Annotated in this window: 14 protein-coding genes; 7 read left to right on the plus strand and 7 right to left on the minus strand. The window is 70.2% G+C overall.

Annotated features, from left to right (window positions below):
- Positions 1–25: 25 nt before the first annotated feature.
- On the minus strand, positions 26–1564 hold the full coding sequence (locus tag AWB89_RS00935) for an MFS transporter (protein WP_085171172.1): 1539 nt from the start codon (positions 1562–1564) through the stop codon (positions 26–28).
- Positions 1565–1643: 79 nt separating this feature from the next.
- Between AWB89_RS00935 and AWB89_RS00940 the strand changes: the two genes are divergently transcribed.
- Positions 1644–2291: a winged helix-turn-helix transcriptional regulator gene (locus tag AWB89_RS00940; RefSeq protein ID WP_085096321.1), complete on the plus strand. Its 648-nt coding sequence runs from the start codon at positions 1644–1646 to the stop codon at positions 2289–2291.
- 28 nt (positions 2292–2319) lie between these two features.
- Here the strand turns inward: AWB89_RS00940 and AWB89_RS00945 are convergent, their stop codons facing one another.
- From AWB89_RS00945 to AWB89_RS00955, 3 genes are read right to left on the minus strand one after another with little or no spacing between them, the layout of a single operon-like run.
- Positions 2320–2886: a TetR/AcrR family transcriptional regulator gene (locus AWB89_RS00945; protein WP_139830610.1), complete on the minus strand. Its 567-nt coding sequence runs from the start codon at positions 2884–2886 to the stop codon at positions 2320–2322.
- A 12-nt stretch (positions 2887–2898) separates the two neighbouring features.
- A complete protein-coding gene (locus AWB89_RS00950; protein ID WP_085171173.1) occupies positions 2899–3735 on the minus strand; it encodes an SDR family oxidoreductase in 837 nt (278 codons plus the stop codon).
- 1 nt (position 3736) lies between these two features.
- On the minus strand, positions 3737–4537 hold the full coding sequence (locus AWB89_RS00955) for an SDR family NAD(P)-dependent oxidoreductase (RefSeq protein WP_085171174.1): 801 nt from the start codon (positions 4535–4537) through the stop codon (positions 3737–3739).
- Between the two features lie 219 nt (positions 4538–4756).
- On the opposite strand from AWB89_RS00955, the gene AWB89_RS00960 reads away from it, so the two are divergent.
- The 4 genes from AWB89_RS00960 to guaA are packed head-to-tail and all read left to right on the plus strand — an operon-like array spanning position 4757 to position 9980.
- Positions 4757–5185: an MmpS family transport accessory protein gene (locus AWB89_RS00960; RefSeq protein ID WP_085171175.1), complete on the plus strand. Its 429-nt coding sequence runs from the start codon at positions 4757–4759 to the stop codon at positions 5183–5185.
- Positions 5164–8013 (plus strand): MMPL/RND family transporter, encoded by a 2850-nt coding sequence (locus AWB89_RS00965; protein WP_174627796.1) that lies wholly within the window; start codon positions 5164–5166, stop codon positions 8011–8013. The genes AWB89_RS00960 and AWB89_RS00965 overlap by 22 nt, the downstream gene beginning before the upstream one ends.
- Entirely contained in the window at positions 8010–8375 is a 366-nt protein-coding gene (locus AWB89_RS00970; RefSeq protein WP_085171176.1) for an SRPBCC domain-containing protein, read from the plus strand. The genes AWB89_RS00965 and AWB89_RS00970 overlap by 4 nt, the downstream gene beginning before the upstream one ends.
- A 9-nt stretch (positions 8376–8384) precedes the next feature.
- Entirely contained in the window at positions 8385–9980 is a 1596-nt protein-coding gene (gene guaA, locus AWB89_RS00975; RefSeq protein ID WP_085171177.1) for a glutamine-hydrolyzing GMP synthase, read from the plus strand.
- A gap of 84 nt (positions 9981–10064) precedes the next feature.
- On the opposite strand, the gene AWB89_RS00980 is transcribed toward guaA, so the two are convergent.
- Positions 10065–10649 carry a hypothetical protein gene (locus AWB89_RS00980; RefSeq protein WP_241520395.1) on the minus strand — a complete coding sequence of 195 codons (585 nt, stop codon included), beginning with the start codon at positions 10647–10649 and terminating at the stop codon, positions 10065–10067.
- Between the two features lie 101 nt (positions 10650–10750).
- On the opposite strand from AWB89_RS00980, the gene AWB89_RS00985 reads away from it, so the two are divergent.
- Both AWB89_RS00985 and AWB89_RS00990 read left to right on the plus strand, forming a co-directional pair.
- A complete protein-coding gene (locus AWB89_RS00985) occupies positions 10751–11401 on the plus strand; it encodes a hypothetical protein (RefSeq protein ID WP_085171178.1) in 651 nt (216 codons plus the stop codon).
- A 1-nt stretch (position 11402) separates the two neighbouring features.
- Positions 11403–12968, plus strand: a complete 1566-nt coding sequence (locus AWB89_RS00990; RefSeq protein WP_162293287.1) for a DNA polymerase Y family protein — start codon at positions 11403–11405, stop codon at positions 12966–12968.
- A gap of 5 nt (positions 12969–12973) precedes the next feature.
- On the opposite strand, the gene AWB89_RS00995 is transcribed toward AWB89_RS00990, so the two are convergent.
- Positions 12974–14128: an alpha-hydroxy-acid oxidizing protein gene (locus AWB89_RS00995; RefSeq protein WP_085171179.1), complete on the minus strand. Its 1155-nt coding sequence runs from the start codon at positions 14126–14128 to the stop codon at positions 12974–12976.
- A gap of 39 nt (positions 14129–14167) precedes the next feature.
- The gene (locus AWB89_RS01000) at positions 14168–15136 is read right to left on the minus strand and encodes a nucleoside hydrolase (protein ID WP_142282391.1); all 969 of its coding nucleotides are present in this window, start codon (positions 15134–15136) and stop codon (positions 14168–14170) included.
- Position 15137: the final 1 nt, after the last annotated feature.

Consider the following 15137-nt stretch of genomic DNA (forward strand, 5'->3'; position numbering starts at 1 on the left):
CGTGCCTTTCTGTGGGGGGGACGCCTTAGGCGGCGTTGGCCAGTTCATGGGACGGCGCAGCCTGCCGCTCGCGCGCCGGCAACAGCCACGCCACGACGATCGCGGCGCCCAGCGCGATGCCGGCGCATACCAGTGAGCTCACCTGCAGGCCGTCGAGGAAGGCGCGGTCGACGACGGCGCGGACGTGGCCGGCCTGCGGGGCGGGCAGCCGTCCGATTACGGTGTGTGCCAGGGCCATCGAGTGCCGCATGGCCTCCGCGGGCAGGCCGGTCAACGCATTCGCGCCGAGATGTCCCGAGTACACCGACGCGAAGATGCTGCCGGCGATGGCCACCCCGAGGGTGCCGCCGAGTTCCCGCGTCGTGTCGTTGACGGCCGAGCCGACCCCCGCCTTGTCGGCGGGCAGCGATCCCATGATGGCCTCGGTGGCCGGGGAAAAGGTCAGGCCAAGACCGCCGCCGAGCAGCAGCATCTGCAGGGCGATCTGGTTGTAGGGCGTGGCCGCGTCGGCCGTGGACGCCCAGGCCAGGCCGCCGGCGAACACGGCCAGACCGGCGGAGACGACGGCGGTGGTGCCGACCCGTTCCACCAGTCGCGGCCCCACGATGCTGGCCAGCGCGATGGACCCGGCGACCGGCAACAACCGCACGCCGGCCTGAAACGCCGTGTAGTCCTTGATGAATTGGAAGTACTGGGTGATGACGAAAATGAATCCGAACAGGGTGAGGAATCCGGCGGTGACCGCGAGGCTGCCGCCGGAGAACCGCCGGTTGGCGAACACGGAGACGTCCAGCATCGGGTGGGTGCTGCGGCGCTCCCACACCGCGAACACGGCGAGAACGGCTGTGGCGAGGGCGAATCCGGCGGCGGTCCGGCCGTTGGTCCATCCCCAGGTGGGCGCCTCGATGACCGTGTAAACCAGTGTCGTGATGCCGACCGCGGACAGGATCAGGCCCGGGACGTCGACGCGCGGGGCCGCCGGATCGCGCGAGGTCGGGACGAACAGGACGCCGCCGATGATGGCCAGGGCCGCGATGGGGATGTTCACCATGAAGATCGAGCCCCACCAGAAGTGTTCGAGCAGCCAGCCGCCGCTGATCGGCCCCACGGCCACCCCGACGCCCACCATGGCCGCCCACAGCCCGATCGCCTTGGCGCGCGCCGCCGGGTCGCTGAAGATGTTGGTGATCAGGCCCAGCGTGGTCGGAAAGATCACCGCCGCGCCGACGCCCATCGCGGCGCGGGCCGCGATCAGCGCGTCGGCCGAATTCACTTGCGCCGCAACGGCGGAAGTCAGCGCGAACAGCGCGAGCCCGGAGTTGAGCCACCCCCGCCTGCCGTAGCGGTCGGACAGGCTGCCGGCCGACAGCAGCAGGCCGGACATGACCAGGGTGTAGGCGTCGACGATCCATTGCAGCTGGGCCGTGTCGGCGCCGAGTTCGCGCGACAGGGTGGGCAGGGCGACGTTGACGATGGTGGCGTCGACGCTGATGACGAAGACGCCGAGGCAGATGACGGCGAGTGCGGCGATCGGGCGGTTTCGAAGTATCGGTTCGGTGCGCATGGACACGACGCTAAAGCCTATAGACAAATAAATCAAGTGAAGAGTTGAAAAACAATTCCTCCGCGGTTAGTCTGACGTTGTGTCTTCCCGCAGGAACTACAACCAGAACTGCCCGATCGCGCGCGGCCTCGACGTCCTCGGCGAGCGGTGGACGCTGCTGATCCTGCGCGAACTGGTCGGCGGCGCCCGCCGCTACGGGGACCTGCGTGACGAATTGCCTGGCATCGCAACGAACCTGCTGGCCGAGCGGCTCAAGGAGCTGCAGGACGCCGGGCTCGTCGAGCGCGCCGACCTGCCGGCCCCGATCGGGCGCACCGTGTACACCCTGAGCGACATGGGCTGGCAGCGGGTGCTGCCGATCCTGCAGAGCTTCGCGTGGTTCGGGCTGGACCACCTCGACCCGATCGGTGATGGGCCGGCCTCGCCGCTGAACGGGTTTCTGGCGGGCATCCTGCTGGGCTTCAATCCACGTAACGCGGCCGGACTGGAGGCGACGTGTCGCGTCGAGATCGACGGCCGCCGCTTCGAATTCACCGTGACCGAGGGTCGCCTCGCCGCAGGCCGCGGCGAACCGGCGGTGACCGTCACCGCCGCCGCGGCGGACCTGGTCAACGCGCGCCTCGGGTCAACCGATGCCAAGCGCAGGGCGGCGCTGCGGCGCGTGGACTTCGGCGGCGACCCGGAGGCCGTCGACGCGGTGCGTCAAGCGTTCTCGCTGTGTGCGTAAGCGAGCACAGGCGGGCCGGACCGGTTCGTCACACTTGCATTGCGTTGATCCACTTTTCGAGCCGGCGGGCCTGGTGGGCCATGACTTCCGGCTCGGCCAGGGCGTTGGTCAGGACCGCACTGCCCTCGTAGGCGATGACGAGTTCCAGCGCCAGGTCGCGGGCGTCGCGCCGGCCCATGGCGTGGAATTGCTGCTCGGTCCACTCCAGCAGGGTTTGCATGATGGGGGCGGTCAGGGCGGGCGATTGGCCGGGCTGGTTGCCGAGCTCGGTGCACAGCGTTCCCAGCGGGCAGCCGTGCTCGGCGATGGTGTCGCGCGACTCGGACAGCATCCCGACGAGCGCCTTGAGCCGCGCCTTGGGGCTGCCGTGCCGGCGCTGCAGGGCCGCGGTCGCGGAGCGGATTTCCTCGGTGCGCGCCTCGACGACAGCGGCCACGATGTCGTCTTTGGTCTTGAAGTAGTAGTACACGTTGCCCAGGGGCACCTCGGCGGCCTCGGCGATGTGCGCGAGCGTGGTGCCCGCGATGCCCTGGCGGTAGAACAGGTCGCATGCGGCGGCGATCAGTCGCTCCCGCTTGCCGGTTGAGTCAGCCATATCACTCACGGACTATAGACGGCACGCGTCCATGCTCAGGTTCCACAGCAGGTCCCGGTTCTCCGGCGTGTTATGCGCGGTCTTGACCTTCCTCGGCCGGGCGTTCGCGAAGTATCGCCCGGAGATGTCCGCCGCGTCCGGTGCGGCGGCGAGGAACACCGAGGTCGCGGCGCCCTTGTCCGCGGATCGCGAAAACGGCAGCGCCGCATAGGAGATCGCGCGGAAGATCCCTTCCGCTCCCCGCATCATCGGCGTCCTGACGATCCCCGGATGCGCGGCGTTCGCGGTGACGCCCGTCGGCGCCAGCCGCTGCGCCAGCTCGATGGTGAACAACAGCACGCACAGTTTGGACGCGGCATAGGAGCCGATGGTGGAGAACCGACGCTCGCCTTGCAGGTTGTCCGGATCGAACTTGCCGGCGCGGTACACGCTCGAGCTCAGGTTGACGACCCTGCCCTGCGGGCTGGTTTCCAGGGCGTCGAGCAGCAGCTGGGTGAGGCAGAACTGCGCGAGGTAGTTGACTTGGAACGTCGTCTCGTAGCCGTCCTCGGTCAGCACGCGTTGCGGCATCACGACGCCGGCGTTGTTGACCAGAACGTCCAGCCGGGGGTAGCGCGCCGTGAATGCGCCGGCCAGCCCGCGCAGTTGGGAAAGCGACCGGAGATCGGCGGTGAGGTAATCGACGTCGCGGTTGCCGGTGGCCGCCACGATCTCGGAGGTGACGGCCGCCGCTTTGGCCGCGCTGCGCGCGGCCAGCACGACGGTGTAGCCCTCGCGGGCGAGCGCGGTCGCGGTGACCTTGCCGATGCCGTCGGTGGCCCCGGTGATGAGGCAAATCGGCCTGTCCATGTCATTTGGCGGCGGTGTCGAGCTGGGGGCGCGCCAACATGCGCGACATCATCGAGCGGGTGAGGGCCGCGGGCACGAGCGCGGTGGTCACCCGGTTGAGCCGGCCCGGTATGCAGTGGGTCCGGTTGCGCTCCAGCGCGCGCAGCGCCTCGCGCGCGCAATCGTCCGGGGCCATGGGCGGCATCGGCAATTTGTCGGGGTCCAAGCCCAGTTCGGCGATCGCCGGGGTGCGGGTGGGCCCGGGGTGCAGCACGGTGACGTGCACGCCGTGCTTGGCCAGCTCGCCGTGCAGGCCGGCGCCGAGGCTGGCCACGTAGGCCTTGGTCGCCGCGGTGTGGGCCAGGTATGGCACCCCATGCTTCGCCCCCAGGGCCGAGACCAGCACGATGCCGCCGCGGCCGCGCCGCACCAGCCGTTCGCCGAAGTGGTGCGTGAGGCCCAAGTGCGCGGCGGTGTTGAGCCGCAGGATCGCCCGCTGCGCCTGCAGATCGGAGCCCACGAAGGGCCCGGGCAGGGCCGCGCCGGCGTTCGACACCAGCAGTCCGACGTCGATGTCGTTGGTGGCCTGGGTGATTGGGGTCAGCATGCCCGGGTCGGACAGGTCGACGCCGACGGCGCGATAGTCCACTCCGTAGCCCCGGGCCAGCGCGGCACCAAGCTCCTGCAGCGCGGCCAGGCGCCGCGCGACCAGGACCACGTTGATGCCCGCATCGGCGAGCTGGTGGGCGAACTCGCGCCCGATGCCCGACGACGCCCCCGTCACGACCGCCCAGGGACCGAACCGATGTGCGTTGATACTCATGGCGTTTTGCCCCTCTCCGGTGGCCGCTGCGCGGAGCCGCCGTGTGCGTAACTTAGTTGTGCAACTAAGTTGTGGAACTTACTACTGCGTCCGCCAGCAATCAAGGCATCGGGCCGAAGCGGGACGTATCTCCATGTCAATCGGCCATTGCAGTAGCTGCCGCCTGTGTCTTAGTGTGTTGGACAACTGACTTATGGATCCCAGCGAATCGAGGGCAGGATGACCGTCGTCAAACGCATGTGGATACCGCTGGTCGTGCTGGTGCTGGTCGCCCTCACGGGTTTCGCCGTCTACCGGCTGCACGGGGTGTTCGGTGCTCGGGGCGCCGCGTCGGCCGTCGGCGCCCGCGCCGATGACATCAAGCCCTTCAACCCCAAGCGCGTGACGATGGAGGTCTTCGGCCCGGCGGGCAGCGTCGCCGACATCAACTACCTCGATGTCGACGCCGTGCCGCAGCGCGTCGACGGCACGCGGCTGCCGTGGACGTACGACGTGGCCACGACCGCCCCCGCGGTCAGCGTCAACGTCGTCGCGCAGGGCGACGATGACGACATCGGCTGCCGGATCACCGTGAACGGCGCTCTCAAGGCGGAACGAACCGTCGCGGGGATTCACCCCCAGACCTTCTGCCTGGTGAAGTCCGCGTGATCGCGCGGACGGTTCGCCGGCTCTCGGTGCCTATCCTGCTGTTCTGGCTGGGACTTGCGGCGGTCACCAATATCGCTGTGCCGCAACTGGAGGCGATCGGGGAGGCGCACGCCGTGTCGATAAGCCCCGACGACGCCCCGGCCATACAGGCCATGAAGCGCGTCGGCCAGGTGTTCGGAGAATTCGACTCCGACAGCGCCGTCATGGTCGTCCTCGAGGGCCAGGCGCCGCTGGGCGAGGCGGCGCACCGGTTTTACGACGACCTGATCCGCAGGCTCGCGCAGGACCACAAGCACGTCGAGCACATCCAAAACTTCTGGGGCGATCCGCTCACCGCCGCCGGCTCGCAGAGCGGCGACGGCAAGGCCGCCTACGTCCAAGTTTTCCTCGCCGGCCGCCAGGGCGAGACGCTGGCCAACGAGTCCGTCGGCGCCGTGCGGCGCATCGTGTCAAACACCCAGGCGCCCAACGGCATCAGGGCCTACGTCGCCGGGCCGGCGGCGGTGACCACCGATCAGCTCGAATTCGGCGACAAGAGCGCCCGCAAGGTGATGGGCGTGACCGTCGCGGTCATCGTCCTGATGCTGTTGATCGTCTACCGCTCCGTGGTCACTGTGCTGCTGACGCTGCTGATGGTCTTCATCGAGCTGCCCGCGGTGCAAGGCGTGATCGCCTTCCTCGGCAGCCGCGGCGTCCTCGGGCTATCCACGTTTGCGGTGCAAATCCTCCCGATACTCGCGATCGCCGCGGGCACAGATTACGCGATCTTCATCGTGGGCCGGTACCAGGAGGCCCGTCAGGCCGGTCAGGACCGAGAAGCCGCCTACTACACCATGTTTCGCGGCAGCGCGCACGTGGTGCTGGGCTCGGGCCTGACCATCGCCGGCGCGATGTTCTGCCTCAGCTTCACCACCCTGCCCTATTTCCAAACCCTGGGCGCGCCGTGCGCGATCGGGATGTTCACGCTGGTGGCGAGCGCGCTGACGCTGGGCCCGGCCATCATCACCCTGGGCAGCCGCTTCGGCCTCTTCGATCCCAAGCGCAAGATCAAGACGCGCGGGTGGCGGCGGGTGGGAACCGCCGTTGTCCGCTGGCCCGCGGCGATACTCGCCGCGACTTTCGCGACCGCGCTGGTGGGGCTGCTGGCGCTGCCGTCGTTCACCACGAGTTACAACGACCGCAATTACCTGCCCCGGACCACACCGTCCAACATCGGCTACGCCGCGGCCGACCGGCACTTTTCGGCCGCGCGGCTCAACCCCGACATTTTGTTGGTCGAGACCGACCACGACATGCGCAATCCCGCCGACATGCTCGTCCTGGAGCGGGTGGCCAAGGGCGTGTTCGGTGCCGACGGCGTCGCGCGGGTCCAGTCCATCACCAGGCCGCTGGGCGCCCCGATCACGCACACCTCCATTGCTTTTCAGATCAGCATGCAGGGGACCACGCTGACCGAGAACATGAAGTACCTGCACGACCGCATGGCCGACATGCGGGCCATCGCCGATCAGATGACCGGCGTCATCGGCACCATGCAACGCATGCTCGTCCTGATGCGCCGGCTCGCCGGCACCACCCACGACGTCGCCGGCCAGACGAGGCAGATCGTCGCCGACACGACCGAAGTGCGGGACCGCATCGCCGATTTCGACGACTTCTTCCGGCCGCTGCGCGGCTACCTGTACTGGGAGCGGCACTGTTTCGACATCGGCGTCTGCTGGGCGCTGCGGTCCGCATTCGACGCGCTCGACGGCGTCGACAAGGTCACCGACGACCTGGGCGCCCTCGTCAAGGACACCGACCGGCTGGACAGCCTGATGCCGCAATTGATCTCGTTGCTGCCGCCGATCATCGACGCCACGATCACCATGCGCACGATGACGATGACGATGTACAGCACCTTCGCCGGCCTGCTGGACCAGATGGACGCCGCGCAGCAGAACGCGTCCGCCATGGGGCAAGCGTTCGACGCGGCCAAAAACGACGATTCCTTCTATCTGCCCCCGGAGGTCTTCGACAACCCCGACTTCAAGCGCGGCTTGGCGATGTTCTTCTCGCCCGACGGCAAGGCCGCCCGCCTGATCATCACCCACGACGGGGATCCCGCTACCCCCGAAGGGATCTCGCGCGTCGACGCGATCGAGAAGGCCGCCCGCCACGCCGTCAAGGGCACTCCCTTGGAAACCGCCAAGATCTATCTGGGCGGCACCGCCCCGACGTACAAGGACATGAGTGGTGCGGCCAAATACGATCTGCTGATCGCGGGAATCGCGGCGGCCTGCCTGATCTTCGTCATCATGCTGGTCATCACCGGAAGCGTCATCGCCGCGCTGGTCATCATCGGCACCGTGGTGCTGTCGCTGGGCGCCTCGTTCGGGCTGTCGGTGCTGGTGTGGCAGGACATCCTCGGTATTCCGTTGCACTGGTTGGTGATCGCGATGGCCGTCATCATCCTGCTGGCCGTGGGATCGGACTACAACCTCTTGCTGGTCTCCCGGTTCAAGGAGGAGATCGGGGCCGGCATCAAGACCGGCATCATCCGGGCGATGGGCGGAACCGGCGCGGTGGTGACCTCGGCGGGGCTGGTGTTCGCGTTCACCATGTCGTCGTTCGTGTTCAGCGATCTGCGGATCATCGGCCAGTTCGGCACGACCGTCGGCATCGGGCTGCTCTTCGACACGCTGGTGGTGCGGTCGCTAATGACGCCGTCGATCGCCGCCCTGCTCGGGCGCTGGTTCTGGTGGCCCCGGCGGGTGGACACCAACCGCCGCGCGCGGCGGTCCGACGCCGCCTCGACTCATCCTGTCCCGGAAAGGGTGCATCCATGAGCCGACAGACGCTGTCCGACTCGATCCGCATCGCCGCGCCGCCCGACGAGGTGTGGGACCTGATCACCACCGTCGCCAGCATCACGGAGTGGTACGACACCTGGGACGCCGTCGAGCACTCCGGCGCCGACCAACGGCTCCAGGTGGGCACGTCGTTCCGCCTGATCCGCCACCGCCTCGGCCGCGACGACACCGCGCTGTGCCGGGTGACCTCGCTGCGGCCGCGCACCCAATTGTGCTGGCTGCAGTACGCACCGCACCGGCCCACCATGTCCGTCGAGTTCCTACTAGTCCCCGGGACCGGCGGCACGCTGCTGAACCACACCCGGAGCTGGCTCGGGGATGGCGAGCCCAGCCACTAAGCTTGCGGCGTGGCGGAACCTGCTGACTCCGAAGCGACCGGGCCGGTCGACCGGCCGGTGCTGGTGGTGGACTTCGGCGCGCAATATGCGCAGCTGATCGCCCGCCGGGTCCGCGAGGCGCGGGTCTTTTCCGAGGTCATTCCCCACACCGCCACGGTCGAGGAGATCAAGGCGCGTGACCCGGTGGCGGTCGTGCTCTCCGGCGGACCGGCCAGCGTCTACACCGAGGGCGCCCCCCAGCTCGACCCGGCGCTGTTCGACCTCGAGGTGCCGGTGTTCGGCATCTGCTACGGGTTTCAGGCCATGGCGCAGGCCCTGGGCGGCACGGTCGCCCACACCGGCACCAGCGAGTACGGCCGCACCGAGCTGAAAGTGCTTGGCGGCGAGCTGCATTCGGGCCTGCCCGACGTCCAGCCGGTGTGGATGAGCCACGGCGACGCGGTCACCGCGGCACCGGACGGATTCGACGTGGTCGCGTCCAGCGCGGGAGCGGCCGTGGCCGCCTTCGAGAACCGGGAGCGGCGCCTGGCCGGCGTGCAGTACCACCCGGAGGTGATGCACACCCCGCACGGCCAGCAGGTGCTCAGCCGGTTCCTGCACGACTTCGCCGGGCTCGGCGCGCAGTGGACGCCCGCCAACATCGCCGACGCGCTCGTCGAGCAGGTGCGCGCCCAGATCGGCGACGGCTACGCGATCTGCGGGCTGTCCGGCGGCGTGGATTCGGCGGTGGCCGCCGCGCTGGTGCAGCGCGCCATCGGCGACCGGCTGACGTGTGTCTTCGTCGACCATGGACTGTTGCGCGCCGGGGAGCGCGACCAGGTGCAGCGCGACTTCGTGGCCGCCACCGGCGCCAACCTGGTCACCGTCGACGCCGAAGAGACCTTCCTGCAGGCGCTGTCGGGGGTGACCAACCCCGAGGGCAAGCGCAAGATCATCGGCCGCCAGTTCATCCGGGCGTTCGAGGGCGCGGTGCGAGACATCTTGCAAGAGGGTGGGGCGGATACGGATTCTCAGGTCGAATTTTTGGTGCAGGGCACGCTGTATCCGGACGTGGTGGAGTCCGGCGGCGGCAGCGGCACCGCGAACATCAAGAGCCACCACAACGTCGGGGGCCTGCCGGGCGACCTGAAGTTCAAGCTCGTCGAGCCGCTGCGGCTGCTGTTCAAGGACGAGGTGCGCGCGGTCGGCCGCGAGCTGGGTTTGCCAGAGGAAATCGTTGCGCGCCAACCCTTTCCGGGACCGGGGCTGGGGATCCGGATCGTCGGCGAGGTCACCGCGCAGCGGCTGGACACGTTGCGGCGCGCCGACGAGATCGCGCGCGAGGAGCTTACCGCCGCCGGCCTGGACAACCAGATCTGGCAGTGTCCGGTGGTGCTGCTGGCCGACGTCCGCTCGGTCGGGGTGCAGGGCGACAACCGCACCTACGGGCACCCGATCGTGCTGCGGCCGGTGTCCAGCGAGGACGCTATGACCGCCGACTGGACCCGGGTGCCCTACGAGGTGCTGGAGCGCATCTCGACCCGGATCACCAACGAGGTGCCCGAGGTCAACCGCGTGGTGCTGGACGTCACCAGCAAGCCGCCCGGCACCATCGAGTGGGAGTAGGCCCCTCGCGCCGTTTGCCGCGAGAGTGCAACTGCCGACGCCTCTTCTCGGGAAACGTGTTGCCCGTTGCACTTTCGCGATCGGTTACTCGACGAATTCGCGCCTGCCGTAATCGATCGTGGCCGCATCCCAGTTCCCGCCGGCCTCGCCGACGAGCCGGCGGGCGACGTCCTGGTCGCCGTCCCCGGCGACCAGGATCAGGGTGTGGTCGGTGGTGGTGACGGACCCGCCCCGGATGCGGTCGCGGGCGGCCGGGTCGGCCGCCAGCGCGTCGGAGAAGCGGGCGATGTCGACGTCCGGCACGGCGACGAGCATCGCGTCCTCGTCCTGCGCATGCTGCGGAAGGTAGTCGAAGGCCAGCACCGCTTCCTGGTCGAACTGGTGGCGCAGCGCCTCGGCGGCGGTGTGCGACGAACCGCCGCACAGGTGAATTTCGAGCGAGCGCTCGCCGGTGCCGCGCTGCAGCGCGTTCGACCAGTACACCCCGTCGAGCGGGGTCGAGCCCGTGACCGCCGCGCCGCTGAGCGCGATCGTCGCGGTGGCCTGCGCCGCGAAGAGCGGACCGGTGTCGGCGGCGAACAGCTCGGCGCGCTGACAGGGCTCGGCCCGGGCCGGGGCGGGAAAAGTGCAGCAAAAAAGCACCATCAGCCACACCAGCACCGACCGCATAAAGCAGCCTCTCACGTTTCTTGACGCTTGTCGGAGGGTGGGTGTTTACTCGCGAATGTATCGAACATACTTTCGAAAACAGCGTCAGGTGGGAGGCAGTCATGACCGCGGCTCTGGCCTCCGATCACCGCGCTGAGCAGCTGAAATCACTGCGCCGGCGGATGGCGGAGATCTCCGGGCGCGCCGCCCCCGAGGACCTGCTGCCGGATTCGGAATCCTGGCTGGCGCTCCCGCGGTGGCTCGCGGATTCGCTGCCGGTGCCGTTGCCGCGGGGAACGGTGGCGGTGCTGTCGGGGGCCCGGTCGCTGGTGGTGGGCGTGGTGGCCTCGGTGACGGCGGCCGGGGGCAACGTCGCCATCGTCGGCCAGCCCGACATCGGGCTGCTGGCCGCCGTGGAGATGGGGGCGGACCTGAGCCGGCTCGCGGTGATACCGGACGCCGGGACCGATCCGGTGGAGGTGGCCGCGGTGCTCGTCGACGGCATGGATCTGGTGGTGCTCGGCCTGGGCGGGCGCCAGGTGCCGCACACCCGGGCGCGGGCGGTGATGGCGCGGGCCCGCAACAAGGGCTGCACCCTGCTGGTCACCGACGGCGACTGGCAGGGGGCGCCGACGCGGTTGGAGGCGCGGGTCTGCGGCTATGAGATCACGGCGAACGGCCGCCCGGGCTTCGGGCGCATCGGCAAAGTGCGGCTGCGGGTCGGCGGGGTGTGCGCGGGCAGGCGGGTGATCGGCCGGTCGCGAGCCGGGTGAACTGGTGGCTTCCTCACGCGCGCTGGCGATCTGGTGCATGGACTGGCCCGCGGTCGCGGCGGCGGCCGCGGCGGAGCTGCCCGTGACGGCCCCGATCGCGATCACGTTGGCCAACCGGGTGATCGCCTGCTCGTCGGCCGCCCGCGCGGCAGGGGTGCGGCGGGGGCTGCGGCGACGGGAGGCGGCGGCCCGGTGCCCGCAGCTGCACGTCGCGACCGCCGACGCCGACCGCGACGCCCGCTTCTTCGAACCGGTGATCGCCGCGGTGGACGATCTGGTGCCCCGCGCCGAGGTGTTGCGGCCGGGCCTGCTGGTGTTGCCGGTGCGCGGGGCTGCCCGCTATTTCGGGTCCGAGGAGCTGGCGGCCGAGCGGCTGATCGACGCGGTGGCGGCGGCCGGCGCCGAGTGTCAGGTAGGGATCGCCGACCAGTTGTCCACCGCGGTCTTTGCCGCGCGCGCGGGCCGGATCGTCGAGCCGGGTGGCGACGCGAGGTTCCTGTCGACGCTGTCGATCCGGCAGCTGGCGACCGAGCCGAGCCTGTCCGGCCCGGGGCGGGAGGAGCTGACGGACCTGTTGTGGCGGATGGGAATTCGCACCATCGGGCAGTTCGCTCTCCTGTCGCGCACCGACGTGGCCTCCCGGTTCGGCGCCGACGGGGTGACCGCGCACCGGTTCGCCCGCGGCGAGCCCGAGCGGGCACCGTCCGGGCGCGAGCCGCCGCCGGAACTCGAGGCCGTGCTGGACTGCGACCCCCCGATCGACCGGGTCGATGCCGCGGCCTTCGCGGGGCGCTCGCTGGCCGGCGCGCTGCACCAGGCGCTGATGGCCGCGGGGGTCGGCTGCACCCGGCTGGCCATCCACGCCGTCACCGCCAACGGCGAAGAACTGCAACGGGTGTGGCGGTGCGCCGAGCCGTTGACCGAGGACGCGACCGCCGACCGGGTGCGCTGGCAGCTCGACGGGTGGTTGAGCAGCCGCACCGCCCGCAACCCCCGCCCGACGGCGGCGGTGACGCTGTTGCGGCTGCAGGCGGTGGAGGTGGTGTCGGCCGAGGCGCTGCAGTTGCCGTTATGGGGTGGCTTGGGCGAGGAGGACAGGCTGCGGGCCCGCCGGGCGCTGGTGCGGGTCCAGGGCCTGCTCGGGCCGGAGGCGGTGCGGGTGCCGGTGCTCTCCGGCGGCCGCGGGCCGGCCGAGCGCATCACGTTGATCCCGCTGGGCGACGAGCCGGTGCCGCGGGCCGACCCGGAGCCGCCGTGGCCCGGGCAGCTGCCGCAGCCGTCGCCGGCCGTGCTGCTCGACGACCCGGTGGAATTGCTTGACGCCGAGGGGGTTTCGATACGGGTGACCGGCCGGGGGATGTTCTCGGCCGACCCCGCCCGGCTGACCGTGCGCGGCCGGGACGAGCCGCTGCGCTGGTGGGCCGGGCCCTGGCCGGTCGACGAGCGGTGGTGGGATCCCGAAGCCAAAGGCCGCGCCGCCCGCGCGCAGGTCCTGCTGGAGGACGAGCGGGCGTTCCTGCTGTGCTACCGCCAGCGGCGCTGGTACCTCGAGGGCAGCTACGAGTGACGGCCCTATCCGGTGGGCCGCAGCGCGTCCGGCGTCAGGTCCTTGAGCGACGGGTACCCGTCGACGGCCATGATCAGGTCCGCCTCGGCCAGCAGCGAGCGCAGCACGTGCACGATGCCCTCGACCCCGCCGAGCGCCAGGCCGTAGGCGTAGGGGCGCCCGATCCCCACCGCGGTCGCGCCCATCGCCAGGGCCTTGATGATGTCGGCGCCGCTGCGGATGCCGGAGTCGAACAGCACCGGCATCCCCTCGGCGGCCTCCAGCACCCCGGGGAGGCAGTCCAGGCAGGGCAGCCCGCCGTTGGCCTGCCGGCCGCCGTGGTTGGAACAGTAAATGGCGTCCACGCCAATGTCTTTGGCGCGGCGCACATCGTCGGGGTGGCAGATGCCCTTCACCATCAGCGGCAGGCTGGTCTCCGCCCGCAGCCACTCCAGGTCGCTCCACCGGAACGGGCCCCCGAAGATGGGCAGCTTGCGCACCGCCGCCTCGGTGGCTTCCTCGCCCGGTTGCAGGCTCGCGCGGAAGACCGGGTCGGAGGTGTAGTTGCTCAGGCATCCGCTGGGCACCTGCGGGTAGTTCCCGGCGCTCAGGTCGCGGGGCCGCCAGCCGGTGACCCAGGTGTCGAGGGTGACCGCGATGGCCCGGAAGCCGCACGCCTCGGCGCGGTGCACCAGGCTGGCGGCCATCTCGCGGTCCGGCGGCGTGTACAGCTGGAAAAAGCCGGGGGTGTCGCCCAGCTCCGGGGCCACCTCTTCCATCGGGTCGGACGTGAGCGTGCCCACGAAGAACGGCACACCCGTGCGGGCGGACGCCCGCGCCGCGGCCAGGTCGCCGTGGCCGTCCTGGGCGCACACGCCGATGACGCCGATGGGGGCCATGAAGATCGGCGACGGAAGGGAAATCCCGAACAGCTCGACGGACATGTCACGCTGCTCGGGCGCGATCCCCATGCGGGGGAACAGGCCCCACCGCTTGAAGGCGTCGCAGTTGGCCCGCTGGGTGTGCTCGTCGCCGGCCCCGCCGGCGACGTACCCCAACACCTTCGGCGGCATCGCCGCGGCGGCCTTGGCCTCCAGGTCGGCGAACTTGATGGGGTAGGGCGGCTGCCGGCCGGCCTGCCCCTGGTCGTACAGCTCGGTCTGATAGTCGGCGAAAGGCATGGCTTGCGCGTACCCGGCGGCCGGGCCGCGAAACGGTCGTTAAGCGAGCCGGCGCGCGAACGGCCCGACCCGCGCGATGAAGTCCTCGAAGAACGCGGCGGGGTTCACGTCAACGCCGATCAGCGCGTTGGCCTTTCGATCGCCCGACCAATCGGGCGTCGTCACACCCCGGGCCGGGGTGTCGGCCAGCTCGATGTCCACGGTCGCGGCCCGGGTGGTGATCAGGCGCGGGTCCAGCGCCGTCGCGGCGGCCAGCGGGTCGTGCATGAACGCGACGTAGCCGTGCCCGCGGGCCTCGTGGGACTCGAAGTAGAACCGCATCGCGTCCTCGATCACCGGGATCAGCGGCGACGGGCCCGCCACAGAGGCCTCCGCCGCCAGCCGGGCCAGGATGTCCGGTGTCATCGCGACGCGCCGGGTCAGGTCCAGGCCGCAGACGATCGGAAGTTGTTGCTGCCCGGCCCAGCCGGCGAAGACCTCGGCGGCGGCCTCGGGGTCCACCCGGATGTTCCATTCGGCCATCGGGTTCGCGTCACCGCCGAAGGCGCCGCCCATGATCACCAGCCGCCGCAGCATCCTCGGCAGCGCGGGCTCGGCGCGCAACGCCAGCGCCAGGTTGGTCAGCGGGCCGGTGACCAGCCCGACCAGCTCGCCGGGATGGGCGCGCGCCGCGCCCACCCACGCCGCGGTGGCGTCGTGGCCGGCGAGCCGGCGGTCGGTGCGGGGAAGCGCGGCGTAGCCCATACCCGTGGGGCCGTGGAACTTCGAGTGATGGGGCCAGTGGCCGCACAGCGGCTCGTCGGCGCCCTTCGACACGGGAATGGCTGGGGCGCGGCACAATTCGAGCAGGCCGAGGTTGTTGGCGCAGACCCGCTCGACGTGGATGTTCCCGCCGGTCGAGGCGATGCCCACCACCTCGGCGTCGGCGCTGGCCAGCAGGTAGATCAACGCCATCGCGTCGTCGATGCCGGTGTCGACGTCGACGAAAAGGCGGTTCACCGCGGTGATT

The organism is Mycobacterium paraense (genome assembly GCF_002101815.1).
Lineage (GTDB): Bacteria > Actinomycetota > Actinomycetes > Mycobacteriales > Mycobacteriaceae > Mycobacterium > Mycobacterium paraense.

Coding starts and splice junctions, on each gene's coding strand:
- AWB89_RS00950 (WP_085171173.1), bottom strand. CDS start 3,735: ATGGACAGGCCGATTTGCCTCATCACCGGGGCCACCGACGGCATCGGC.
- AWB89_RS00995 (WP_085171179.1), bottom strand. CDS start 14,128: ATGCCTTTCGCCGACTATCAGACCGAGCTGTACGACCAGGGGCAGGCC.
- AWB89_RS00985 (WP_085171178.1), top strand. CDS start 10,751: ATGACCGCGGCTCTGGCCTCCGATCACCGCGCTGAGCAGCTGAAATCA.
- AWB89_RS00945 (WP_139830610.1), bottom strand. CDS start 2,886: ATGGCTGACTCAACCGGCAAGCGGGAGCGACTGATCGCCGCCGCATGC.
- AWB89_RS00970 (WP_085171176.1), top strand. CDS start 8,010: ATGAGCCGACAGACGCTGTCCGACTCGATCCGCATCGCCGCGCCGCCC.
- AWB89_RS00980 (WP_241520395.1), bottom strand. CDS start 10,649: ATGCGGTCGGTGCTGGTGTGGCTGATGGTGCTTTTTTGCTGCACTTTT.
- AWB89_RS00935 (WP_085171172.1), bottom strand. CDS start 1,564: ATGCGCACCGAACCGATACTTCGAAACCGCCCGATCGCCGCACTCGCC.
- AWB89_RS00960 (WP_085171175.1), top strand. CDS start 4,757: ATGACCGTCGTCAAACGCATGTGGATACCGCTGGTCGTGCTGGTGCTG.
- AWB89_RS00955 (WP_085171174.1), bottom strand. CDS start 4,537: ATGAGTATCAACGCACATCGGTTCGGTCCCTGGGCGGTCGTGACGGGG.